A 24,321-nucleotide genomic window follows, 5' to 3' on the forward strand; every position below is an offset into this window, starting at 1 on the left:
CACCTGTCCGCGCGGACTGATCGAGTGATGGGCGTGGATTTGTCGGGAACTTGACTTCCTCGCGCGGCTGCTCCTGGCGGTCGCGGTCGATTCGTCGACGCCGGGCTGATCTGCGACTTCTCCGACGAACGGCCGCCTGCTCCGTCGTCGGTCCATCGTGGCCGGTGCTCGTGGACGGAAAGTGCCAACCGGGGTGGTACCCGGACATCCATGCCTCTGGGTAGCGTGTCGGGCACCCTGGGCAGGCTTGGAGGCAATACCGGTGACGCTGCTGCGCGACCTGATCGACATTCCGACCTCGGTCGGCGAGGGCGACTTCGTGGTGAAGGCGGCCGAGGGCGCCGACCTGGGGCGGTACGTCGTCACCGACCAGCTGCGGGAGAACTTCGGCAGCGCGCTCCAGCGGATCGGGCACGCCGTCACCACCGGCCGCTCGCAGGCGATGTTCCTGCACGGCTCGTTCGGCTCCGGCAAGTCGCACTTCATGGCGGTGCTGCGGGAGATCCTGGCGCACCACCCCGACGCCCGGAAGATCAGGGGCCTGGAGAGTGTGGTGGTCGGGGCCGACTCCTGGCTGCCCGGCCGCCGGTTCCTCAGCCTCACCCTGCACATGCTCGACGCGCGCTCGGTGGAGCAGGCCATTCTGGAGGGCTACCTGCGCCAGATCACCGCCGCGCACCCGGAGGCGCCCGTGCCCGCCGTACACCGGTCGGATGCGCTGCTGGACGGCGCGGCCGACCTGCGGCGGACGCTCGGTGACGACACGTTCTTCGAGAAGTTGCGCGGCGGTAGCGCCGCCCCCGGCGCGGGCGGCATGAGTCTGGCGGCGCTGCGCGCCCAGGCCGAGGGCTGGACCCCGCAGCGGTACGCGGAGGCCGCCGCGCAGCCACCGGGCACGAAGGACCGCGACGCCCTGGTCAGCGCGCTGACCCAGACCTTCTACCGCGGTGCGGTGCACAGCGCCGAATACCTCGATCTGGACACCGGCCTCGCCGTCATCACCCGGCACGCGAAGTCCCTCGGGTACGACGCGATAGTCCTCTTCCTCGACGAGCTGATCCTCTGGCTCTCCGGCCGGATCGCCGACTACATCTTCGTCAACACCGAGGGCGCCAAGCTCAACAAGCTTGTCGAGTCCGCCGACGCGGCCCGGCCGCTGCCGCTGGTCTCGTTCGTGGCCCGACAGCGCAACCTGGAGGAGTTCCTCGGTCCGCAGGTCGGCGGCACCGAGCGGGAGGCCCTCGCCCATGTGATGCGCAGCGTCCAGGGCCGGCTCGGTGAGATCGTCCTCGCCGACACCAACCTGCCCGAGATCACCGAGAAGCGACTGCTGCACCCGAACGACGAAACGGCGCGGGCCACCATCGACAACGCGTTCGCCGCGGTGCGGCACAACCGTGAGGTGTGGGACACCCTGCTGCTCGGCGCGCAGTACGGCGACGCCGGCATCGGCTCCGATGCCACCGCCTTCCGGCAGCTCTACCCCTTCTCACCGGCCCTGGTGGCCACCCTGGTCGCGTTGTCGCAGGCGCTTCAGCGCGAACGGACCGCGTTGAAGGTGATGACCGAGCTGCTGGTCGAGCGGCGGGACACCCTGCGGGTCAACGACCTGATCGGGGTGGCCGCGCTGTTCGACCCGCTGGTGCTGCACGGCGAACTGCCCGACCGGCCGAAGCTGCGTCAGCAGTTCGACGCCGCCCGTGGCCTCTACCTGCGCAAGCTGCGCCCGCTGCTGTTCGGCCTCAACGGCATCGACGAGGAGCGGGCAGCCGGGCACACCCAGTTCCAGCTCGACGACAAGCTGGTCAAGACGATCCTGCTCGGCGCCCTGGTGCCCGAGGTGCCGGCCCTGCACAACCTGACCGCCGCCAAGCTGCACGCGCTGAACTTCGGCTCGATCGCCTCGCCGATCCCCGGCTACGAGAACAGCATGGTGCTCACCCGGCTCCGCAAGATCGCGCAGGATGCCGGCGAGCTGCACCTCACCGACGACCACGACCCGGTCGTGTCGCTGAAGCTGCACACCGTCGACTTCGACAAGCTGCTCGACCTGGTGCCGCACAACGAAACCTCGGCCGGAGTACGCCAGCAACTACTCCGCGAACTGATCAGCGCGGAGATGGGGCTGACCGGCAGCGAGGGCAGCCACGGCGAGGTGCAGCACCCGCGCGAGTGGCGGGGGCGACGGCACATCGTCCAGGTCAAGTTCGGCAACGTACGCGACCCGCACACCATGCCGGTCGCCGCGCTGATCGCCCCGGGCGAGTCCTGGCGGATCGTCATCGACTACCCGTTCGACCCGCAGGGCTTACCGCGCAACGCCGACCGGGCCCGGATCGGCGAACTGCCGCGCGGCTCCAACACCGTGTTCTGGCTGCCGCTGTACCTGACCGACGACATGATGAGCCGCGTCGCCCAGCTTGCGAAGATCAACTATCTGCTCGGTGTCGGTGGCGCGGGGGAGCGGCTCAACACCCTCGCCGCCGACTGGCCCAAGGCCGACCGCCAGCAGGGCCGGGTCTACCTGCTCCAGCGGCAGACCCAGCTCCGTGACGGCCTGATCACCGCGCTGAAGCAGGCGTACGGCGCGGCCAACCCGCAACCCTCCGACGTGGAGCCCGACGCCGTCGGGGTGCTGCACACCCTCGCCGACGGGCTGCGCATCGGCGACCCCCGGGGCGGCACCCTCGCCGACGCGTTCCGCAACCTCACCGGCGAACTGCTGGAGTGGTCGTACCCGGGCACCCCCGCCCTGCCCGTGGACGAGAAGCCGCTCGCCCGCGCCGACCTGGCCAAGGTCTTCGACTACGCGAGACGGGCCGCCGCCGACCCCACCCACGGCGTGGCCGTCGACTCACCGGCGGACCAGAAGATCCTGCGCCGGATCTGCAACCCGCTCCAACTCGGCGAGGTGGTCGACCACCGGTACGTGCTCGACATCAGCGCCTGCTTCTGGAGCCGGCACCTGTTGCAGGAGGCGGCCCGGCAGGACTACCGGGACCGCTGGCCGGTGCACGCGCTGCGCAAACTGCTCGACGTGCCGAAGGCCCGGGGCTTCGACCGGGAACTGCAAAACCTGATCATCGCGGTCTTCGCCTTCGAACAGCAGCTCAGCTGGTACGACAACGGTGGCAAGATCAGCGTCGCGGCGGTGGGCGGAGTGGAGGACCGCTTCGAGCTGCGCCACCCGCCGATGCCGGACGACGAGACGTGGAAGACCGCCGTACGGTTCGGGCAGCCCTTCTTCGGCGAGGTGCTGCCGCTCTTCCGCAACCCGGCCAACCTGGGCACTCTCGCCGGGACGATGCGCAAGGTCGCCAAGACGTACGCCGGCCCCGCCGGCAAGCTCGTCGAACAGTTGGTGGCGCACGCCGGCCCGCTCGGGCTGGACCCGAGCGCCGAAGCCGGCCGGCTGGCCACCGCACGGCGCGTCGCCGGCCTGCTCGCCGACGTCGCGCAGGAGCGGGACGATGTGGTGCTGGTCGCCGTCGTCGCCGAGGGCGAGCAGCGTCTCGGCGGCCTGGATGGTCAGGCCGCGAGCCAGGTGTTCAAGCGGGCGGAGCAACTGGTCACCGCACTGGACACCGCGCAGTGGCCGGTGCTCGACGCGATCACGCTCCGCGCCGGGTCCGACGCCCGCGCCCTCGGCATCGTGGACCGGCTGCACGCCGCCGCCCGCGACGAGCAGCACGCGGTGGACCTGGCGACGGCGCTGCGGGAGGCGGTCGCCGCGTCGGTGGCGGTGCTGGCCCAGGAGAAGCCCGTGGCGCCGCCGCCGGTCGTGCTCCCGCCCGAGGCGACGGTGTCGCCGGCTGACCCGGGGTCGTCGGGTGCCGCCGACCCGTCGGTCCCGGTCGAGCCGGCGATTCCCGCGCCGCGGACCGGCGACGACAGCGTGGTGGAGCCTCGGCAGCCGGACTTCCGCCGGACGGCCGTCGAGAACGAGGCAGGGCTGCGCAAGCTCATCGCGGCGATGCAGGTGGAGATCGCCGCTGGTCGACGGATCACTGTCGCCTGGCAGGTGGACGAGGGCGTCGACGGGCCGGCCGGGGAGCACGTCGACGAGTCGGAGCGGTCGGCGTGAGCATTGCCCGAGCCGCGGTGCGCCCCGCCGCCGTGCGCCGCAAAGTCGAGTCGTGGCTCGGCGAGGGCGACCACGCGGACGCCATCGTGCTGCTCGCCCAGCCGCACTGGGCCGACGAGCCGGTGCTCACCGTCGCCGGCACGGTCGTGCGGGTCGTACCCTGCCGGACCCCCATGGCGGCGCGGGCCGCGCTCGCCGACCGGTCGGCGGACGAGAAACTCGTGCTGCTGACCGACCTGACCGACACCGAACTCGGCGACGGGCTGCTGGCGCACGTCAGCCTCCAGACCGGTCGTAGCGTCGACCCCTGGGATCTGGTCAGCCAGGCGTTCGGGGGTCAGGTGCGGCCCGACTCCACGCTGGTGCGTACCGGTCGATGGGTTGCGGACGCGCTCACCGAGCTGGCACCGGCTGACGGATGGCCGCCACCGGCGGGCACCATCCTCACCCGTGACCACGCGATGCGGCATCTCGCCGGGACCGTGCTGGGGCTCGAACCTGACGAGTTGGACGGTGCCGGGCTGTTGCAGTGGAGCACCGCCGCCACCGCCCAGATGCGCTTCGTCGAGCTGCCACCCGAATGGGCCGACGGGATCGGGGACTTCCTGCTGGAGGCGGCCGGGCCGGTCGCCGGACCGGTGCTCGCCGCCGTACGCGCGGGGCACGGCGTCGACGCCATCCCGCTCGGCCTGCTGGCCGGGGTGCTCTGGCCCCGCGACCCCGGGCCGGGGGCGGACGTCGAGATCGCGGTGGCGCGGACCCGGCTGGAACCACGGCTCGGCGGCACCCGGATCACCGACGCGGCGGCGACGGCCTTCACCGAGGCGGCCGAGGCATGGGTCTACCGGGCCCTCGACGACGACACGGTCCGCCACGACGCGCACCGCATGTTGCGCCGGGCGGAGGAGATCGCGGCCGAGATCGACGTGACCGGCCGGCTGGCGGCCTCGGCGCTGCTGCCGGCCGGATTCAGCCAGCGGATGCGGGCCTTCGGCACCGCCGTCCGGCTCGCCCTGCCGGTCACCGGCCCGGCCAGGCCCGCGAGTGACCTGATCGAACGGGCCCAGGACCGGCTGGCCGAGGTCGAGGCACACCGCTCGGCGGACCGCACCCGGGTGGAGACCGCCCGGATGGCCGTCCGGCTGCTGCGCTGGCTGGCCAGCCCGGACGCCGGCCCGCCGGCCACCATGCTCGACGCCGTGCTCCGGCAGATCCGCGCCGACGGATGGGTGGACCGGGCGCGACTCGACATCTTCACCGGTGACGTCGATCCGCAGGTCGCCGAGGCGTACCGGGCGCTGCACACGGCGGTGGACGCCCGCCGGACCCGGCACGACCGCGAGTTCGCCGAGCTGTTGCAGGACACCACCGGCGCGGAACGGGAGCCCGGGGCGTTGCTGCGGGTGGAGGACCTGCTGGGCCGGGTGGTGCAGCCGATCCTCGACAACGGCCGGCGGGTCCTGCTGCTGCTCCTCGACGGCATGAGCGCCGCGGCCGGAATCGAGATCGCCGAGTCGCTCGGGCGCAGTGGTGCCTGGACCGAGCTGACGCCGCGCGGCGGGGCGCGTACCGGACTTCTCGCCGCCCTGCCGACGGTCACCGCCGTCAACCGGTGCAGCCTGTTCAGCGGCCGGATCGCCGTCGGTGACCGCTACGACGAGGTGAAGGCGCTCTCCGGCCGGCTCCCCGACAGCGTGCTGCTGCACAAGGCCGACCTGCGGACCCCGGCCGGGCTGGCGGTCGACCCGGAGGTGGCCGCCGCGATCGAGGACCCGGCGGTCCCGCTGGTCGCCGCCGTCATCAACAGCATCGACGACGCGCTGGACCGCAGCGACCCGGGTTCGGTCGAGTGGAACACCGAGACCGTCAAAGGGCTGCGGGACCTGCTCTCGGTGGCCCACGGCCGGGTCGTGGTGCTGGTCTCCGACCACGGGCACGTCGTCGACCGAGGCGCGGAGGCCGTGCTGCGGCCGGCGGAGAGCAACGAGAACCGGTGGCGGGCGGCGACCGGCGAGCCGGGCGACGGTGAGCTGCTCTTCCAGGGCAGCCGGGTGGCGCTCGGCGGCGGTCGGGTGATCCTGCCCTGGCGGGAGGAGCTGCGGTACGGTCCGCGCAAGGCCGGCTACCACGGCGGTGCGAGCGCGGCCGAAGCGGTCATTCCACTGCTGCTGTTCGCCGTCGGGGACGAGGCGGCCGTGCCGGGCTGGGCGGGAGCGCCGGTCGCCAGTCCCGAGTGGTGGCGCGAACCGTTGCGGTCGGCGGGCCACGCGGCATCCGCCGTCGTGGACCAGCGGCCCGCACCCGTACCGTCCCCCCGGCCCGCGCCGGTTTCCCGGCCGGGTCGGCGACCGCGCCCCGCCGCACAGGACGAGGGACTGTTCGACCTGCCGCCGCCCACGGCGGCCCCGCCACCGCCGCCGCCCACGGCGGCCCCGCCACCGCCGCCGGCTACGGCGGATCCGGTGGCCACGCTCGTCGACGCGCTGCTCGCCAGCCCGGTGTACGCCGACCGTCGCGACAGCCGGGCGCCCGTCGCCGACGACCGGGTGGCCGCGATGGTTGCCGCGCTGATCGCGGGCAACGGCCGGGCGACCCTGGAGACGCTGGCCACCCGGGCGGACGTACCGCTGCACCGGATCACCGGCACCTTCACGGCGCTGCGGCGGCTGCTCCAGGTCGAGGGCTACCCGGTGCTCAGCCTCGACCCCGACGGGCGGACCGCGAAGCTGGACATCGCCCTGATGACCGAGCAGTTCGGGCTGTCCGCGTCATGACTGTGCAGGTGAGCGCTCGCCGCCGGCGCGACATCATCGACGCCCTGCGCCGGGGCGTGGTCCCGTCCAACGGTCTGGACGCGCTCGCGGTCGGTCTCGACCGCTTCACCGCCGCGCTCGACGACGACCTCGATCGGGTCACCGGCGCGGGCAGCGTGTTCAAGGCCGTCCGGGGCGAGTACGGCGCCGGCAAGACCTTCTTCACCCGCTGGCTCGGGGAACGGGCCAAGCGTCGGGGCTTCGCCGTTGCCGAGGTGCAGGTCTCCGAGTCGGAGACGCCGCTGCACCGGATGGAGACCGTCTACCGGCGACTGGTCGAGCAGTTGTCCACCGAGCAGTTCGCGCCGAGCGCCCTGCGACCCGTACTCGACAACTGGATCTTCGCGCTGGAGGAGGACGTCCTGTCGGCCGGCACGGCCACCGAGGCGGACGCCGGAGCGCTCGACCGGGCGGTCGGCGAGCTGCTGGAGACCCGGCTCGCGGAGATCTCCCGCAGCACACCCGCCTTCGCGGCGGCGCTGCGTGGCTACCGCACCGCGGTGGCCGCCGGGGACCAGGTGACCGCCGGTGGGCTCGCTGCCTGGCTGGGTGGGCAGCCGCACGTCGCGGCGGCGACCCGCCGGGCGGCCGGGATCAAGGGCGACCTGGACCACTTCGGGGCGCTGACCTTCCTGCGCGGCCTGCTGACCGTGCTGCGCGACAGCGGCCACCCCGGCCTGCTGCTGGTGCTGGACGAGGTCGAGACCCTGCAACGGGTACGCTCCGACGCCCGGGACAAGGCGCTCAACGCGCTGCGCCAGCTCGTCGACGACATCTACGCCGACCGCTTCCCCGGGCTGTTCCTGATGGTCACCGGAACACCGGCGTTCTTCGACGGGCAGCAGGGTGTGCAGCGCCTCGCCCCGCTGGCCCAGCGCCTCGCCACCGATTTCGGGTCGGAGCCGCGCTGGGACAACCCCCGTGCGCCCCAGCTGCGGCTGCCGGGCTTCACCGAGGAAGCCCTCGTCCGCCTCGGCGTACGGGCCCGGGAGATCTACGGCAACGACCGGCTCGCCGTACGCGTCGACGACGGATACCTGGGTGAGCTGGCCCGCGCGGTGGCCGGACGGCTGGGCGGCCAGGTTGGCGTGGCTCCCCGGGTCTACCTCAAGAAGCTGGTCGCCGACGTCTTCGACCGGGTCGACCAGTTCCCCGACTGGGACCCTCGGCGGCACTACGCCCTGACCCTGCGGACCGACGAGTTGAACGAGGTGGAACGCAACCTCGCCTCGGCCGACGACGTCGACCTGTCGACGTGAGCGAGCCGGACCCGCTGGACCCGGTGCTGCTGCACCATGTCGTCAACAGTCTCGGCTGGTCGGATCTGCGGCCCCTGCAACGGGCTGCGGTACCGCCGCTGACCCGCGGTGACGACGCCCTGCTGCTCGCCGCGACGGCCGGCGGCAAGACCGAAGCGGCGGTCTTTGCGCTGCTGTCCCGGATGACACGGGAGCGGTGGACCGGCACCTCGCTGCTCTACCTGTGCCCGCTGAAGGCCCTGCTCAACAACCTCCACCCGAGGATCGAGCGGTACGCGGGCTGGCTGGGCCGGACGGTGGCGCTGTGGCACGGCGACGTGCCGTCCTCGGCGCGTCGGGCGGTGCTGTGGCAACGTCCCGACATCCTGCTGACCACCCCGGAGTCGTTGGAGTCCATGCTGGTCAGTGCCAACGTCGATCATCGGCTCTTCTTCACCGGTCTGCGTGCGGTGGTGGTCGACGAGGTGCACGCCTTCGCCGGGGACGACCGGGGTTGGCACCTGCTGGCCCTGCTGGAACGGCTGACCCGGCTGGTCGACCGACCGCTGCAACGGGTGGGCCTCTCCGCGACCGTCGGCAACCCGGAGCAACTCCTCGGCTGGTTGCAGGGCGCCGGAGCCGGCACCCGTCCGGGTGTGCTCGTCTCGTCGACGGCGTCCAGCGGCGCGCGGCCACGGCCCGCCGGTGATCCGCTGCCCCCCGGAGAGGTCGAACTCGACTACGTCGGCTCGCTGACCAACGCCGCCACCGTCATCGCCGCGTTGCACCGGGGCGAGAAACGGCTCGTCTTCTGCGAGGCCCGGCAGACCGTCGAGGAACTCGCCCAACTGCTCCGCGAGCGGGGGGTCACCACCTTCCTGTCCCACGCCTCCCTCTCGGCGGACGAACGCCGCCGGGCGGAACAGGCGTTCGCCGAGGCGCGGGACTGCGTCATCGTCTCCACCAGCACCCTGGAACTCGGCATCGACGTCGGTGACCTCGACCGGGTGATCCAGATCGACGCGCCCGCGACGGTGGCGTCGTTCCTGCAACGGCTGGGCCGGACCGGACGTCGGCCGGGCAGTGTCCGCAACTGTCTGTTCCTCTGCCGGAGCGGGCCGGAGCTGACCAGAGCCGCGGCCCTGCTGCTGTTGTGGGGGCAGGGCTGGGTGGAGCCGGTCCTCCCACCGCCACAGCCGCGGCACATCGTCGCCCAGCAGGTGCTGGCGCTCTGCCTGCAACAGGGGCGGGTCGGCGACCGGCTGTGGGCGCAGGCGTGGAACGGGCTGGCACCCTTCGACGCGGGCGCCCGGCCGATCGTGCATCACCTCACCGGGCACGGCTACCTCGACAGCGATGGCGGGCTGCTGTTCATCGGCCCCGAGGCGGAACGCCGGTTCGGGCGGCGACACTTCATGGAGATGACCGCGGTCTTCACCGGGCCGCCCGAATTCACCGTCCTGCACGGACGCACCGAGTTGGGCAGGATCGATCCGAGCCTGCTCACCGAGGAGGTACCCGGCGATCGTCGGCTGCTGTTGGGCGGCCGGAGCTGGCGGGTCACCTACGTCGACTGGCGTCGGCGGCGCTGCTTCGTCGAGCCGGCGGACGGCGGGGGGCGGGCCCGATGGACGTCGCTGGGCTGGACCGGATCGGGCTACCGGCTGACCCGTGCCGTACGCGATGTCCTGCTCGGCCAGGATCCACCGGTACGGATCACCAAGCGAGCGGCCGGCCGGCTCGCCGAGCTGCGGGAGGAACGCTCGGCGCTGGTGCATCCGGGCGGCACCTGCATCGTCCGGGCCCCGAGCGGCGACCTGTGGTGGTGGACCTGGGCCGGTCTGCGGGCGAACGCCACCCTGACCGCAACTCTCAGTGAGGTCGTCGATCCGGTGCGGCGTTTCGATGACCACGCCCTTCGGCTGCGCGACAACGTGACCCGCGCCGAGTGGCGGGCTCTGGTGGCTGATGCCGCAGAACGTCTCTGCCTGCCGGAAGTCGATCGCCGGGCGCTCGCCGGTCTCAAGTTCGGGGCTGCGCTGCCCGAGCGGCTCGCGGTCGCCACCCTGGCCGCCCGCCTGGCCGATCTGCCCGGGGCAGCCGCCACCCTGACGGAGCCGGTCCGCTTCGTCGAGGTCGTCGACTGACCGGCCCTCACCGTCGAGGGTCGGCACCCCTGCTGCTCCGAGGGTGACGGTGTGGCACGGTGGGCGGGTGAGCAGGGCGGTCGAGGAGACGAACCGGGCGATGTTGCGCGCCCGGGACGCCATGGACCGGGCGTACGATCGACCGCTCGACATCCCGACCCTGGCGCGGATCGCGCACGTCTCCGAGGCGCACTTCATCCGTACCTTCCGGGCCACCTTGGGTGAGACCCCGCACCGCTACCTGCAACGGCGTCGGGTGGAGCGGGCCATGTACCTGCTGGTGCACAGCGACCAGGAGGTGACGGAGATCTGCACGGCGGTCGGATTCGGCAGTCTCGGCACGTTCAGTCGTACCTTCCGGCAGATCGTCGGTGAGTCACCCACCGACTACCGTACGCGGCGGACGGTGCCCGCCGCACCGGTGCCGAGCTGCTTCACGAAGGCGTGGACCAGACCGAGCAGTTTTGGATAAGCAGCAGGTCACGGCGTTGCACTAGCGTTCCGGTCATGACGATGAACGCGATCAGCCGCTCCCAGATCTACGTCCTGGACCAGGACGAGGCGCTCGACTTCTACATCGGCAAGCTCGGCCTGGAGTTGAACACGGATCAGGATCTCGGCTTCATGCGTTGGCTCACGGTCAACATTCCCGGTGACCGGCAGCGGGAGATCCTGCTGGAGAAGCCGGGCCCGCCGAACCTCGACCCGGCCACCGCCGAGCAGGTCCGCGAACTGCTCACCAAGGGCGCCGCCGGTGGCTTCCTCTTCATGACCACCGACGATGCCCACAAGACGTACGAGGAACTGGTCGCCAAGGGTGTCGACATCACCGACGAGCCGATGGAACGGCCGTACGGCATCGACTTCGGCATCCGCGACCCGTTCGGCAACCGGATCCGCATCGGGCAGATGTTCGACCGGTAGGCCGGGCACCGTTGAAGTCCGGCCCCGGCCCCGGCCCCGGCCCCGGGCACCGACGCCGGGGCCGGCGACGCCTCAGCGCCGAAGGTCGAGCCAGACCAGCCGGTGGTCGGAGGTGGGGAAGCCGCCCGGCAGGGCCGGGTCGTAGTCGCCGACCAGCCGGAACAGCGGGTCACCCGGCACCGGCCAGAAGACTCCGGTGGCACGGACCGGCAGCCCTCGGCTCGGCAGCAGGTAGTCGACCCGCAGGTTGCCGGGGCTGGTGTCGGCGAAGTCGGCGGTGTCGAAACGCGGAGCGCCGCGGTGGTCGAGGTTGGCCCCGCCCTGGCGTCGAGCGGCGGCGGTGCCGCCCGCGCTTGCCGGCACGACCCGGTCGTTGATCCGGGGATGGTCGAGCAGTTGCTGCGCCGCGCCGGGCAGGCTGTCACCGTCGTACGGGTCGGAGTTGAGGTCCCCGGCGATCACGAAGGCCGCCCCCGGCCGCAGCCCGCCGCGCCGCCCGGCGTCGTCGTAGATGTAGCCGGCCCGCCCCGGCGAGACGTAGTCGGCCCAGAAGCGGATCTCGTCGTGGTTGCGGCGGCCGTTGCGGTCCTCCGGCCCGTCGAAGACCGGCGGCGTGGGGTGGCTGGCCAGCAGGTGCACGGTACGGCCGGGCAGCCGGATCGGCAGGTCCCAGTGGCTCTTGGAGGACAGCCGCACGTCCGCCAGTTCTGCCGGGGAGTACCAGTCGGCAGGTGCGGGGGTGGCCGGGTCGTCGGGCAGCAGCGCGCCGGGCAGGTCCCGCCAGCGGAACGTCTGGAAGGTGCGCACCCTGGCCCGGTCGATCGGGTAGGCCGAGTAGACCGCCATGCCGTACTGGCCGGGGAAGAGACCGAAACCGTACGCGTCGTCGGGCCCACCGACGGTCCCGTCGTTGTTGAGATCGTGTCCGGAGGGCAACCCGGTGTTCGACGGTGCCGCGTAACGGTACGGGTAGCGGATCGCCCGGGTGCCGTTGCGCGGCACGGAGAGGTAGTTGTCCTGGAACAACGCCAACGCCCGCCCGGCCGGGTCGTAGTCGAACTCGTTGATCAGCAGCACGTCCGGGCGTACCCGCTGGATCACCTCGGCGACGTTGCCGGCCTGCGCGTCGTCCCGCCCGGACAGGTCGGCGACCAGCCCACCGGCGACGCCCCGGTTCAGCGAGGCGTTGAACGTCGCCACCCGCAGCGTGCCCGGGTGACCCTTACCCGCACTCGCCGGTGACGCCACCACGACCGCTACTGTCGCGGCGAGCAGCGCCGCCGTGAACCCAGCGCAGACCGTCCGCCTCGCACCCATCGACACCCTCCCGATCCACGATCAACGATCGCCACGCTACCGGGAGCGGGCATGACGTCAGGGTGAATCCTGATCGACGATCGGCTGCGCCCGCACGGCTGTGTTCAGTCCGGACGGAGCAGGTGCAGCGCGGTGGTTACGGCGCGGGCTCGGTCGGCTGCGCTGAGCACGTCGGTGCTGTCCACGAACTGGTCGACGCCGCCGATATGTGGTGGCAGCGTCGACACCTGCGGGTCCGTGACCGCCCGGCGCATGTCGTCGCCGAACCTGTCCGCAGCCAGCACCCGGAACGGGCGGTCGTGATACGGGCGCACGGTGGGCTCGACCGGCTCGCTCAGCCCGAGGTCGTTGTGGGCGCGGGCGAGATGTTCGTACGCGGCGCAGAGCGCATCCTGGCGGCGCGGCCAGTCGGCGGCAGCGAGGGCGTCGGCGAGCAGTGGTTGCAGCGTCGCGGCGCAGCGCAGTTTTGCGAACGCGGTACCCAACCACTTGCTGTAGGGCGGGTATCGACGCTCGATCAGCATCGCCAGACGCATAAGGTCCCGGACCAGTCGGGCGGTGACCAGCCGGGAGCCGAGTTCGTCGCCGTTCTCCGCGCAGCGGCCAGGGAAAGCTTCCTCCTGGGCGACGCGCCGCCACTGGCAGGCCAGCAGGTAGCGCCAGACGTCGTCGGGATACCAGGCCAGCGCGGTGCGGATGGGACCGAGCTGACCGAGCCCGTCGTGGAAGACAGCTCCGGCGGTGACCTCCAGCAGTAGCTGGGTCGGGATGGCCAGCCAGTCGCGGGCGTGCATGCCGTTGCGCGGGTCGACGCCGAGGCGGGCGGTCAGCCAGGCGTCGAGGTCGAGCACTTCGACGCGATGTTCGATCGGGGTGTCGGCAGCGGGCCGCAGGGTGCGTGGTCGTCCGGGTCCGGGTGGGCTGAAGTTCGTGCTCCAGCCCTGCACCAAGGCGGGCATCCGCTCGCCGAGCAGGCTGCTGAGGTCGCGGGCATGCCGGCGGGCGTCGGCCGGCCGGAGGAATAGCAGCAGCCGTGGCCCCCAGTCGTGATCGGTCGAGCGGGCGGTGTCGAAGCCGAGCACCTCAGAACCGGGACCGAGCAGCGCCGCCGAGTGTGCCAACCGGGGGAAACTGGCGTCGAGGATCGGCCGCACCGCCTCGTGGTACGTGCTGGCGGCCAGCGACAGGCCGGGTACGAACGTCGGCACGTTCACAGTGGCCCCAGCACGTCGTGCGGGTCCGCGTTCAGGGCGAGCGTGTCGAGTACCGCCAGTAGTTGGCGTTCCTCGTAACGGAAGTGGCTCTCCATGATGGCGGCGATGCCCTCGACGTGGCGGTCGAGTTCGGCCGGGGAGGCGGCCCGGTCCACGGCGGCCTGTAGGCCCGCGAGCAGGTGCGCGATCATCGAGTGGTCCTGTTTCAGTTGGCGCAGGGTGTCGCGCAGCTCCGGATGGGCGGCGGCGATCGCGGGGAACAGTTCGCGATCCTCACCCTCGTGGTGCCCGGTCAGCGCGGCACAGAAGCCGTGGCAGAACAGCAGCAGGTCACGGGTGGAGGGTTCCGCCGCCTCGCCACCGGCGAGTGTGCTGCGGGTCAGGTGCAGGGCCTCGCGCAGCCGATCGTGCACGCTGCGGAGTTCGCGGCTCCAGGCGACGAGCCTGGTCTTCTCGCCCTCAGACCGGGCCATCCGGCCGGTCACTCGGGGACGCGGCGGTAGGCGCCGTCGCTGGCCGAGGTGGCCATCGAGGCGTACGCGCGCAGCGCCGCCGACACCGGGCGCTGCCGGTCGACCGGGGTGTACGGGCGGTCCCGCTTCTCCTGGGCCACCCGGCGGGCGTCCAGCACGTCGGCCGGCACGTTCAGCTCGATCGAGCGGGCCGGGATGTCGATGACGATTTCGTCGCCCGGCTCGACAAGCGCGATCAACCCGCCGGAGGCGGCCTCGGGGGAGGCGTGCCCGATGGAGAGCCCGGAGGTGCCGCCGGAGAAGCGACCGTCGGTGAGCAGCGCGCAGGCCCGGCCCAGCCCTCGGCCCTTGAGGAACGAGGTGGGGTAGAGCATCTCCTGCATGCCGGGGCCGCCCTTCGGCCCCTCGTAGCGGATGACCACCACGTCCCCGGCGACGATCTCCTTGGCGAGGATGGCGGTCACCGCGTCGTCCTGGGACTCGTAGACCTTCGCCGGGCCACGGAAGGTGAGGCACTCCTCGGGCACCCCGGCGGTCTTCACCACGCAGCCCTCCGGCGCGAGGTTGCCGGACAGGATGGCCAACCCGCCGTCGGCGCTGTACGCGTGCTCGCGGTCCCGGATGCAGCCGCCGGCCGCGTCGGTGTCCAGCGACGACCAGCGGTTGGTGGTGGAGAACGGCTCGGTGGTGCGCACCCCGCCCGGCGCGGCGTGGAACAGCTCGATCGCCTCGGGGTGGGCGGACCCGCCACGCACGTCCCAGTCGGCGAGCCAACCTGCCAGATCGGGGGAGTGCACCGCGTGCACATCCTGGCGCAGCAGGCCGGCGCGGTCGAGTTCGCCGAGGATGGCCGGGATGCCACCGGCGCGGTGCACGTCCTCCATGTGGTACTGCGGCGAGTTCGGCGCCACCTTCGCCAGGCACGGCACCCGGCGGGAGATCGCGTCGATGTCGGCCACGGAGAAGTCCAGCTCTGCCTCGCGGGCGGCGGCGAGCAGATGCAGGATCGTGTTCGTCGACCCACCCATCGCCACGTCCAGGGCGACGGCGTTCTCGAACGCGGCCCGGGAGGCCACCTCGCGGGGCAGCACCGAGGCGTCGTCGCCGTCGTACCACCGCTTGGCGATCTCCACCGCGGTGCGGCCGGCCTCGACGAAGAGCGACCGGCGGGCGGCGTGGGTGGCAAGCGTCGAGCCGTTGCCCGGCAGCGCCAGCCCGATCGCCTCGGTGAGGCAGTTCATCGAGTTGGCGGTGAACATGCCGGAGCAGGAGCCGCAGGTGGGGCAGGCGGACCGCTCGATCTCGCCGAGCTGTTCGTCGGTGACGGCCTCGTTCGAGGACGCGATCATCGCGTCGATCAGGTCGATCTTGCTGTGCACGATCCCCTCGATCGCCACCGTCTTGCCGGCCTCCATCGGACCGCCGGAGACGAACACGGTCGGGATGTTCAGCCGCAGCGCGGCCAGCAGCATGCCCGGAGTGATCTTGTCGCAGTTGGAGATGCAGACCAGGGCGTCCGCGCAGTGCGCGTTGACCATGTACTCGACCGCGTCGGCGATCAGCTCCCGGCTGGGCAGGGAGTAGAGCATGCCGCCGTGGCCCATGGCGATGCCGTCGTCGACCGCGATGGTGTTGAACTCCCGGCCCACCCCGCCGGCCTCGGCCACCGCGTCGGCGACCAGGCCGCCCATGTCCTTGAGGTGTACGTGGCCCGGCACGAACTGGGTGAAACTGTTCGCGATGGCGACGATCGGCTTGCCGAAATCGTCGTCGGTCATCCCGGTGGCCCGCCAGAGGGCCCGGGCGCCGGCCATCGTCCGACCGTGCGTGGAGGTCTTCGACCGCAGCTCAGGCATGTGTACCAGTCTGACAGCGGCAAGCCGGCCCGGACACGGGTGTCGTGCCGTGTCCCAACAGATGCACACCCGATCCCCACAGCAGGCATCGATCCGGCAGAGTTGAGGTCGTGCACACACCCCCGGCCATGATCGGCGCTGCGGTGCTGAGCGCGCTGATCGCCCTGACGGCCGGCGTGTTGCTTGCCGCCGCCGTCCGCCGCCGAGTCGCGCCGCACCGTCCGGCGTACGCGGTGCTGGCCGTCGGCGGCGCGTTCGCGGCGGTGACCACCCTGGTCGGTGCAGGGGTCGCGCTGACCATGAGCGAGCACTGGGTGCACGAGCAGCAGCAGCGCACCGCCTGGGCCAACCTGGTGGCGCTCGGTACGGCCACCGGCGGCCTGCTGTTCTGCTCCGGCCTGCTCCGCCTGCCCGGGGTGACCGGGTCGGTGCCCTCGGCGGCCCGGCTCGCGCTGGACGGCGTGATCGTGGGCAGCGCGCTGTGGTTCGTCGGCTGGGTGCTGTTCTCCGAGCCGACCCGACTGCTCGGCGACGCGACGCCGATCGCATGTCCGTCGATTCTGCTCGCCTCGGTCAGTGCGGCGTTGAGCGCCGGCCTTTCCGCGATCATGGTGCTCCGGGCGTCCGCGCCCCGACACTGTCTGGCTGTGCTGGGCACCGGGATCACCGCCGCGTCGGTGGGCGGGCTGGGTGTCGCGGCCGGGCTCTGCCAGGCCGGACCGGCACTGGCGCTGGCCGGTGCGGTGGTGCTCGCCGTGGGGCTGCTGATCACCGCGGTGGCGGCGTACCGGATCGATCCGCCGGGCCAGCTCGCCATCGACGTGATCCGTCGCGACGGCGAGTACGCCTTCGTGCCGATGGGCGCGATGGCCGCGTCGGCGATGTACCACCTCCTCCAGGACGGCCGGTTCGACGGATTGGCCATCGCCGCCGGCAGCGTCGAGGGGTTCGCCCTGGCCGCCCGGCAGTACCTCACCCTGCACGACGTGCGGGCCTACGCTCGCCGGCTGGCCGACCGGGAGGCGCACTTCCGGCAGCTCGCGCACACCGACGCGCTCACCGGCCTGGCCAACCGTCGCGGCCTGCTGCGGGCCCTGCACCGCAGCGCCGAGGAACGCGTGCCGTGCGTGCTGCTCGGGCTGGACCTGGACGGCTTCAAGCACGTCAACGACATGCGGGGCCACGACGTCGGCGACGCCGTGCTGGCCGAGGTGGGTCGGCGGCTGCGGGGCAATCTGCGTCCCGGTGATCTCGCGGCCCGACTCGGTGGTGACGAGTTCGCGATACTGATGCACGGTGGCCCGGCGGAGGCCGGGGTGGTCGCGGAGCGGCTGTTGCGGGTGCTCGGCATCGCCTACGAGCAGCCTGAGGCCCCCGTCTTCCTCTCGGTCAGCATCGGCCTGGCGGGCTGGGCCGACGAACCCGACGTCGAGTTGCTGCTGCGGCACGCGGACCTCGCGCTGCGTTACGCCAAGCAACGCGGCAAGAACCGGATCGAGCGCTACGACGGCGCGTACGACCGGCTGCTGCGCCGGCGCACCACGCTGGAGCACGAGCTGCGCGGTTCGATCGAGCGCGACGAGTTGCGGCTGGTGTTCCAGCCGGTGGCCTCGCTGCCGTCGGTGCGCCCGGTGGGCGCGGAGGCGCTGCTGCGGTGGCGTCATCCCGAGCTGGGCAACGTCCGGCCGGACGAGTTCATCCCCCTCGCCGAGGAGAGCGGGATGATCGCGAAGCTCGGGGCCTGGGTGCTGCACCAGGCCTGCTATCAGTTGTCCCGCTGGTTGGCCGAGGGCCACGACGTCTGGGTGTCGGTAAACGTCTCTCCGCGTGAGCTGCACGCCCCGGAGTACGTGGTGCAGGTCGCCGAGGCGCTGCGCGCCCATCACGTGCCGCCGCAGCGGCTGGTGCTGGAGATCACCGAGCACGCGGTCGCCACCGACCTCGACGAGCTGATCCGGCGGCTGACCGCGCTGCGGCTGACCGGTGTGCGGATCGCCCTGGACGACTTCGGCGCCGGCTACTCCTCGCTCAACCAACTCCGCCGGCTCCCGATCGACATTCTCAAGATCGACCACGGGCTGGTGGCCGAGCACGAGCCGGTCCAGCCGGAAGGGCTTGACGGCCCGGCCTTCGCCCCCATGGTCGACATCGTGATGCGGTTGGGCCACCAGTTCGGCCTTGAGGTGATCGCCGAGGGGGTCACCACTCCCACCGAGCTGGCCGCGGTGGTGGCCGCCGGCTGCCGGTTCGGCCAGGGCGCGCTGTTCGGCTGGGGCGTACCGGCCGAGCACCTGGAGGCGATGCTGGACGCGGCCACGTCGCCGGGTGCCCGCCCGGCCCGTCCCGCCGCGGGCGACCCGCTTCCGCGACCCGTCGGGCCGCCCGTCCAACGCCGGGGTGAAAGCGTCTCCGGGCAGGTCATGCCCGGTCCGATCGGCGTGCCGGGCGGCGGCTCACCGACGTCCGTGAACCAAAATGTGGGATCAGTTGACTCATCGCATGAGATGCGTCAGTCTTGACCCCATGTTGTCGTACCGGTCGCTGCGAGTACTTACCTGAGCGCACTCTCCCTGACTGAGAGTGCGCTGGCCCCCGTGCATCTGGCACGTGGGCCTTTTTCTTGCCGTCGAACCAATCGAACGCCGGCCCCCGCCCGCGTTCCACAGTGTGAGCAGCCCACCCAATCCAGCCGAAGGCCAACCGCCATGACGAGACCCACGCCCGAGACGCTCGCCCACTCCGCCCGGCGCGCTCGCACCGCCGCCGAGGCGCCGGGTGACGTCGACCACACCCGCGCCGCCTCGCCGGCCACTCCGGTGGCGCGTCCCGCCCCGGCCCAGGTGTCCGGTGCCGGTTCACTTGTGCGCTCCCTGGAGGCACTCGGCGTAGACGTCGTCTTCGGTATCCCGGGTGGCGCGATCCTGCCGGCGTACGACCCGCTCTACGACTCCACCGTGCGGCACATCCTGGTCCGGCACGAGCAGGGCGCCGGTCACGCCGCCACCGGTTACGCCCAGGCCACCGGCCGGGTCGGGGTGTGCATCGCCACCTCCGGTCCGGGCGCGACGAACCTGGTCACCCCGATCGCCGACGCGTACATGGACTCGGTGCCGCTGGTGGCGATCACCGGTCAGGTGGCCCGCCCGTCGATCGGCACGGACGCCTTCCAGGAGGCGGACATCCAGGGCATCACGCTGCCGATCACCAAGCACAACTTCCTGGTGCAGGACGCCAGCGAGATTCCCCGGGTGCTGGCCGAGGCGTTCCACCTGGCCTCCACCGGGCGTCCCGGGCCGGTCCTGGTGGACGTCCCCAAGGACATCCTTCAGGCGCAGACGACCTTCGCCTGGCCGCCCACCCTAGACCTGCCCGGTTACCGGCCGACGCTGCACCCGCACGGCAAGCAGATCCGCGAGGCGGCACGGCTGATCAGCGTCGCCCGCCGGCCGGTGCTCTACGTCGGCGGCGGCGTGCTCAAGGCCGACGCCACCGAGGGGCTGCGCCGGCTGGCCGAGCTGACCGGCATCCCGGTGACCACCACGTTGATGGCGCTCGGCGCGTTCCCCGACTCGCACCGGCAGCACCTGGGCATGCCCGGCATGCACGGCACCGTCGCGGCGGTCTACGCGCTGCAGAAGGCCGACCTGATCGTGGCGCTGGGCGCCCGGTTCGACGACCGGGTGACCGGAAAGCTGGACTCCTTCGCGCCGGACGCCACCATCGTGCACGCTGACATCGATCCGGCCGAGATCGGCAAGAACCGGCACGCGGACGTGCCGATCGTCGGCGATGCCCGGCACGTCATCGACGAACTGGTCGCGACGGTCACCGCCGAGCGCGCGGCGGGCCGTGCCACCGACCTCGGCGACTGGTGGATGCAGCTCGACGACCTGCGTGAGCGCTACCCGCTGGGCTACGAGGAGCCGTCCGACGGCACCCTCTCCCCGCAGTACGTGATCAAGCGACTGGGGGAGATCGCCGGTCCGGACACGATCTACGTTGCCGGTGTCGGCCAGCACCAGATGTGGGCCTCCCAGTTCATCTCGTACGAGAAGCCGCAGACCTGGCTCAACTCCGGCGGCCTCGGCACCATGGGCTACGCGGTGCCGGCGGCGATGGGTGCCAAGGTGGGCCGGCCGGACACGGTGGTCTGGGCGATCGACGGCGACGGCTGCTTCCAGATGACCAACCAGGAGTTGGCCACCTGCGCCCTGGAGGGCATCCCGGTCAAGATCGCGGTGATCAACAACGGCAACCTCGGCATGGTCCGGCAGTGGCAGACGCTGTTCTACAACGAGCGTTACTCCAACACCGAGCTTGGCACCCACAAGCACCGCATCCCGGACTTCGTCAAGCTGGCCGAGGCGCTCGGCTGCATCGGGCTGCGCTGCGAGACCGCCGAGGAGGTGGACCGGACCATCGAGATGGCCATGTCCATCGACGACGCGCCGGTGGTCATCGACTTCGTGGTCGGCAAGGACGCCATGGTCTGGCCGATGGTCCCGGCCGGCACCAGCAACGACGAGATCATGTTCGCCCGCGGCGTCCGCCCGGCCTTCGACGAGGACGACATCTAGGTCATGGCCGATTGCACCGAGCGCAGCGAGGGCCATGAGGACATGACAAGGAAGGCGACGGTCATGGCCGATTGCACCGAGCGCAGCGAGGGCCATGAGGACATGACAAGGAAGGCACAGCCATGACCATTCACACCCTCTCCGTCCTGGTGGAGAACAAGCCGGGCGTGCTGGCCCGGGTCTCCGGGCTGTTCTCCCGTCGTGGGTTCAACATCGACAGTCTCGCGGTCGGGGAGACCGAGAACCCGGACGTCTCGCGGATCACCATCGTGGTCAACGCGGAGTCCTCGCCGTTGGAACAGGTCACCAAGCAGCTCAACAAGCTGGTCAACGTACTCAAGATCGTCGAACTGGATCCGGGTACCTCGGTGGCCCGCGAGTTGCTGCTGGTGAAGGTGCGCGCGGACCGGAGCGCCCGTGGCCAGGTCCTGGAGACGGTGAACCTGTTCCGGGCCCGGGTGGTCGACGTGGCCGCCGACACCCTCACCGTCGAGGCCACCGGCACCCCGGACAAGCTCGACGCGCTGCTGCGCGACCTTGAGCCCTTCGGCATCAAGGAGATGGTCCAGTCGGGCCTGGTGGCGATCGGGCGCGGCTCGCGTGCGATCACCGCCGGCCCCGCCCTGCGGGCCGCCTGACCCCACCTCGGTCCGGGTCCGCGTGCCCGGGTCGACCATCAGCCACGACGGGCCACTGTGGCCGCCGTACGAAAGGGAAGTCATGAGCGTTGAGGTGTACTACGACGACGACGCCGACCTGGGCCTGATCCAGGCGAAGAAGGTCGCCGTGATCGGATACGGCAGCCAGGGCCACGCCCACGCGTTGTCGCTGCGCGACTCCGGTGTCGACGTGGTGATCGGTCTGCCGGAGGGCTCGAAGAGCCGGCCGAAGGCCGAGGAGCAGGGGCTGCGGGTGCTCACCCCGGCCGAGGCGGCGGCCGAGGCCGACGTGATCATGGTCCTCGCGCCGGACACCGCGCAGCGTCACATCTACGCCGAGTCGATCGCGCCGAACCTCAGCGCGGGCAAGGCGCTGTTCTTCGGCCACGGGTTCAACATCCGGTACGGGCTGATCAAGCCGCCGGCCGGGGTGGACGTGGCGATGGTCGCCCCGAAGGGCCCCGGTCACCTGGTCCGCCGGCAGTACGTCGACGGCAAGGGCGTGCCCTGCCTGGTCGCCGTCGAGCAGGACGGCAGTGGCAGCGCGTTCGCGCTGGCCCTGTCGTACGCGAAGGGCATCGGCGGCACCCGGGCCGGCGCGATCAAGACCACCTTCACCGAGGAGACCGAGACCGACCTCTTCGGCGAGCAGGCGGTGCTCTGCGGCGGCGCGGCGGCACTGGTGCAGACCGGCTTCGAGGTGCTCACCGAGGCCGGCTACGCCCCCGAGGTGGCCTACTTCGAGTGCCTGCACGAGCTGAAGCTGATCGTGGACCTGATGTACGAGGGCGGCATCGCCCGGATGCGCTACAGCGTCTCCGACACCGCCGAGTACGGCGACCTCTCCCGCGGACCCCGGGTCATCGACGGCCGGGTCAAGGAGGAGATGCGCAAGATCCTCACCGAGATCCAGAACGGCGAGTTCGCCCGCGAGTGGGTGGCCGAGGACGAGGCCGGGCGGCCCAACTACAACAAGTGGCGCAGCGAGGGCGCGGCGCACCCGATCGAGGAGACCGGCGCGAAGCTGCGGGGCATGATGAGCTGGGTGGACCGGCCGATCACCGAGACCGCCTGAGAGTTCTGTCCAGTACGGCACCCGACCCCGGCGTTCTCCCCGACGCCGGGGTCGGGTGCCGTACTGTCTCCGCCTGGCAAACGATCGTTAACACGCACGTCACGTCCGGTTTGTGAGGGCGCTCACCCCACACTCCGGCGCGCGTCGGGTGGCCCGCGCCCTACGATCGCGGGTAGGTGCTCCAGGCGGCACCTGACGGCCATGGCCCGGGAGCGCGCCGGGCGCAGCGCAGCGTCCCGCCCCCGGCCGACCGCTCTGACGACATCTACGAGGACCAATGACTCCTGTCGTACTGATCGCCGAAGAACTAGCCCCCGCCGCCATCGAGGTGCTCGCCCACGACTTCGACGTCCGGCACGTGGACGGCACCGACCGCCCGGCCCTGCTCTCGGCGCTCTCCGAGGCCGACGCCGTCATCGTCCGCAGCGCCACCCAGATCGACGCAGAGGCGATCGCCGCCGCCCTCCGACTCAAGGTCGTGGCCCGGGCCGGTGTCGGCCTGGACAACGTCGAGGTGCCGGCGGCCACCGCGCGGGGCGTCATGGTCGTCAACGCACCCACCTCCAACATCGTCTCCGCCGCCGAGCAGGCCGTCGCGCTGCTGCTCGCGGTCGCCCGCAACACCGCCAGCGCCAGCGCAGCGCTCAAGGCGGGGGAGTGGAAGCGGTCGAAGTACACCGGCGTGGAGTTGCAGGGCAAGACCGTCGGCGTGGTCGGTCTCGGCCGCATCGGCGTGCTCTTCGCCTCCCGGATCGCCGCCTTCGGCACCCGGCTCATCGCCTACGACCCGTACATCCAGCCGGCCCGGGCCGCCCAGCTCGGCGTACGCCTGGTGGGTCTGGAGGAACTGCTGCGGGAGAGCGACTTCATCTCGATCCACCTGCCGAAGACCCCGGAGACCGTGGGCCTGATCGGTGAGAAGGAGCTGTCCATCGTCAAGCCGGGCGTGCGGATCGTCAACGCCGCCCGGGGCGGGCTGATCGACGAGCAGGCACTCGCCGACGCGCTCGCCGAGGGTCGGGTCGCCGGTGCCGGGGTGGACGTCTACGCCAAGGAGCCGTGCACCTCCTCGCCGCTGTTCGCCTTCGACAACGTGGTGGCCACCCCGCACCTGGGCGCCTCCACCGCCGAGGCACAGGACAAGGCCGGCCTGGCGGTCGCCAAGAGCGTGAAACTCGCCCTGCAGGGCGAGTTCGTGCCGGACGCGGTCAACGTGCAGGCCGGCGGCGTGGTCGCCGAGGACGTCCGGCCGTTGCTGCCGCTTGCCGAGAAGCTCGGCCGCGCCTTCACCGCGGTGGCCGGCGGGGTCGCCGCCAGCGTCACGGTCGAGGTGTGCGGCGAGATCGTCGACCACGACGTGTCGGTGCTCAAGCTCGCCGCCACCAAGGGTTTGTTCAGCTCGGTGGTCGAGGAGCAGGTGACCTACGTCAATGCGCCGCACCTGGCCGCGCAGCGCGGGGTGGAGGTGTCACTGGCCACCCAGACCGAGACCACCGACCACCCCGTCCTGGTCACCGTGCGCGGCGCGCTGCCCGACGGCCGCACGGTAAGTGTTTCCGGCACCGTCACCCAGGCCGGCACCCGCGACGTCATCAAGCTGACCGAGGTGGACGGCTTCGACGTGGAGATCGGTGCCGAGGGCATCCTGCTCTTCCTCCGCTACGCCGACCGCCCGGGCGTGGTCGGCACCGTCGGCACCCTGCTCGGTCAGGCCGGCGTCAACATCGCGGCGATGCAGGTGGCCCGTCGGGAGGCCGGCGGTGAGACGCTGATGACCCTCACCGTGGACCAGGCGCTCGGTGCCGACCTGCTCACCTCGGCCGCCGACTCGATCGGCGCCACCTCGGCCAGCGCTGCCGACCTGCGCGACGAGTAGCCCACCCGAACGTTCCAGACACGCCACGACGGGGCCCGGCCTTCGGCCGGGCCCCTCGTCATCCGATC

The 24,321-nt window shown here is 71.7% G+C and carries 15 protein-coding genes; 11 read left to right on the plus strand and 4 right to left on the minus strand.

The genetic code is table 11. The features are described 5' to 3' along the window. Positions 1-247: 247 nt before the first annotated feature. The 6 genes from AC2CHE_RS15805 (at position 248) to AC2CHE_RS15830 (ending at position 11,206) form a co-directional block, all read left to right on the plus strand. Positions 248-4,084 (plus strand): BREX-2 system ATPase PglY family protein, encoded by a 3,837-nt coding sequence (locus AC2CHE_RS15805; RefSeq protein ID WP_484505643.1) that lies wholly within the window; start codon positions 248-250, stop codon positions 4,082-4,084. Then, positions 4,081-6,858: a BREX-2 system phosphatase PglZ gene (gene pglZ, locus AC2CHE_RS15810; protein WP_484505644.1), complete on the plus strand. Its 2,778-nt coding sequence runs from the start codon at positions 4,081-4,083 to the stop codon at positions 6,856-6,858. The genes AC2CHE_RS15805 and pglZ overlap by 4 nt, the downstream gene beginning before the upstream one ends. Then, positions 6,855-8,156, plus strand: coding sequence for a BREX system ATP-binding protein BrxD (gene brxD / locus AC2CHE_RS15815; RefSeq protein WP_484505645.1), 1,302 nt, complete (start codon positions 6,855-6,857; stop codon positions 8,154-8,156). Before pglZ ends, brxD begins: the two co-directional genes overlap by 4 nt. Beyond that, positions 8,153-10,282: a DEAD/DEAH box helicase gene (locus tag AC2CHE_RS15820; RefSeq protein WP_484505646.1), complete on the plus strand. Its 2,130-nt coding sequence runs from the start codon at positions 8,153-8,155 to the stop codon at positions 10,280-10,282. The genes brxD and AC2CHE_RS15820 overlap by 4 nt, the downstream gene beginning before the upstream one ends. 67 nt (positions 10,283-10,349) lie before the next feature. Further along, positions 10,350-10,754: a helix-turn-helix domain-containing protein gene (locus AC2CHE_RS15825; protein WP_484505647.1), complete on the plus strand. Its 405-nt coding sequence runs from the start codon at positions 10,350-10,352 to the stop codon at positions 10,752-10,754. Positions 10,755-10,789: 35 nt separating this feature from the next. Further along, positions 10,790-11,206 carry a VOC family protein gene (locus tag AC2CHE_RS15830; protein ID WP_484505648.1) on the plus strand — a complete coding sequence of 139 codons (417 nt, stop codon included), beginning with the start codon at positions 10,790-10,792 and terminating at the stop codon, positions 11,204-11,206. A gap of 72 nt (positions 11,207-11,278) precedes the next feature. On the opposite strand, the gene AC2CHE_RS15835 is transcribed toward AC2CHE_RS15830, so the two are convergent. The 4 genes from AC2CHE_RS15835 to ilvD form a co-directional block, all read right to left on the minus strand. Beyond that, on the minus strand, positions 11,279-12,523 hold the full coding sequence (locus AC2CHE_RS15835) for an endonuclease/exonuclease/phosphatase family protein (protein ID WP_484505649.1): 1,245 nt from the start codon (positions 12,521-12,523) through the stop codon (positions 11,279-11,281). A gap of 104 nt (positions 12,524-12,627) precedes the next feature. Continuing rightward, positions 12,628-13,737, minus strand: coding sequence for a DUF4037 domain-containing protein (locus tag AC2CHE_RS15840; RefSeq protein WP_484505650.1), 1,110 nt, complete (start codon positions 13,735-13,737; stop codon positions 12,628-12,630). Further along, positions 13,734-14,210, minus strand: coding sequence for a hemerythrin domain-containing protein (locus AC2CHE_RS15845; protein ID WP_484505651.1), 477 nt, complete (start codon positions 14,208-14,210; stop codon positions 13,734-13,736). The genes AC2CHE_RS15840 and AC2CHE_RS15845 overlap by 4 nt, the downstream gene beginning before the upstream one ends. Before the next feature lie 8 nt (positions 14,211-14,218). Then, positions 14,219-16,066: a dihydroxy-acid dehydratase gene (gene ilvD / locus AC2CHE_RS15850; RefSeq protein ID WP_484505652.1), complete on the minus strand. Its 1,848-nt coding sequence runs from the start codon at positions 16,064-16,066 to the stop codon at positions 14,219-14,221. A gap of 110 nt (positions 16,067-16,176) precedes the next feature. Here ilvD and AC2CHE_RS15855 point away from each other — a divergent pair, with 110 nt between their 5' ends. From AC2CHE_RS15855 to serA, 5 genes are all read left to right on the plus strand, one after another. Then, positions 16,177-18,585 carry a putative bifunctional diguanylate cyclase/phosphodiesterase gene (locus AC2CHE_RS15855; RefSeq protein WP_484505653.1) on the plus strand — a complete coding sequence of 803 codons (2,409 nt, stop codon included), beginning with the start codon at positions 16,177-16,179 and terminating at the stop codon, positions 18,583-18,585. Between the two features lie 186 nt (positions 18,586-18,771). Next, positions 18,772-20,643, plus strand: a complete 1,872-nt coding sequence (locus AC2CHE_RS15860; RefSeq protein ID WP_484505654.1) for an acetolactate synthase large subunit — start codon at positions 18,772-18,774, stop codon at positions 20,641-20,643. A gap of 122 nt (positions 20,644-20,765) precedes the next feature. After that, positions 20,766-21,281 (plus strand): acetolactate synthase small subunit, encoded by a 516-nt coding sequence (gene ilvN, locus AC2CHE_RS15865; protein ID WP_484505655.1) that lies wholly within the window; start codon positions 20,766-20,768, stop codon positions 21,279-21,281. Positions 21,282-21,363: 82 nt separating this feature from the next. Continuing rightward, the gene (gene ilvC, locus AC2CHE_RS15870; protein ID WP_484505656.1) at positions 21,364-22,377 is read left to right on the plus strand and encodes a ketol-acid reductoisomerase; all 1,014 of its coding nucleotides are present in this window, start codon (positions 21,364-21,366) and stop codon (positions 22,375-22,377) included. A 277-nt stretch (positions 22,378-22,654) separates the two neighbouring features. Then, the gene (serA, locus tag AC2CHE_RS15875; RefSeq protein WP_484505657.1) at positions 22,655-24,253 is read left to right on the plus strand and encodes a phosphoglycerate dehydrogenase; all 1,599 of its coding nucleotides are present in this window, start codon (positions 22,655-22,657) and stop codon (positions 24,251-24,253) included. The last annotated feature ends 68 nt before the right edge of the window (positions 24,254-24,321 follow it).

It is taken from the genome of Micromonospora sp. ATLC16 (assembly GCF_057196645.1).

Coding starts and splice junctions, on each gene's coding strand:
- AC2CHE_RS15860 (WP_484505654.1), top strand. CDS start 18,772: ATGACGAGACCCACGCCCGAGACGCTCGCCCACTCCGCCCGGCGCGCT.
- ilvD (WP_484505652.1), bottom strand. CDS start 16,066: ATGCCTGAGCTGCGGTCGAAGACCTCCACGCACGGTCGGACGATGGCC.
- ilvN (WP_484505655.1), top strand. CDS start 20,766: ATGACCATTCACACCCTCTCCGTCCTGGTGGAGAACAAGCCGGGCGTG.
- AC2CHE_RS15835 (WP_484505649.1), bottom strand. CDS start 12,523: ATGGGTGCGAGGCGGACGGTCTGCGCTGGGTTCACGGCGGCGCTGCTC.
- brxD (WP_484505645.1), top strand. CDS start 6,855: ATGACTGTGCAGGTGAGCGCTCGCCGCCGGCGCGACATCATCGACGCC.
- AC2CHE_RS15845 (WP_484505651.1), bottom strand. CDS start 14,210: ATGGCCCGGTCTGAGGGCGAGAAGACCAGGCTCGTCGCCTGGAGCCGC.
- AC2CHE_RS15830 (WP_484505648.1), top strand. CDS start 10,790: ATGACGATGAACGCGATCAGCCGCTCCCAGATCTACGTCCTGGACCAG.
- serA (WP_484505657.1), top strand. CDS start 22,655: ATGACTCCTGTCGTACTGATCGCCGAAGAACTAGCCCCCGCCGCCATC.
- ilvC (WP_484505656.1), top strand. CDS start 21,364: ATGAGCGTTGAGGTGTACTACGACGACGACGCCGACCTGGGCCTGATC.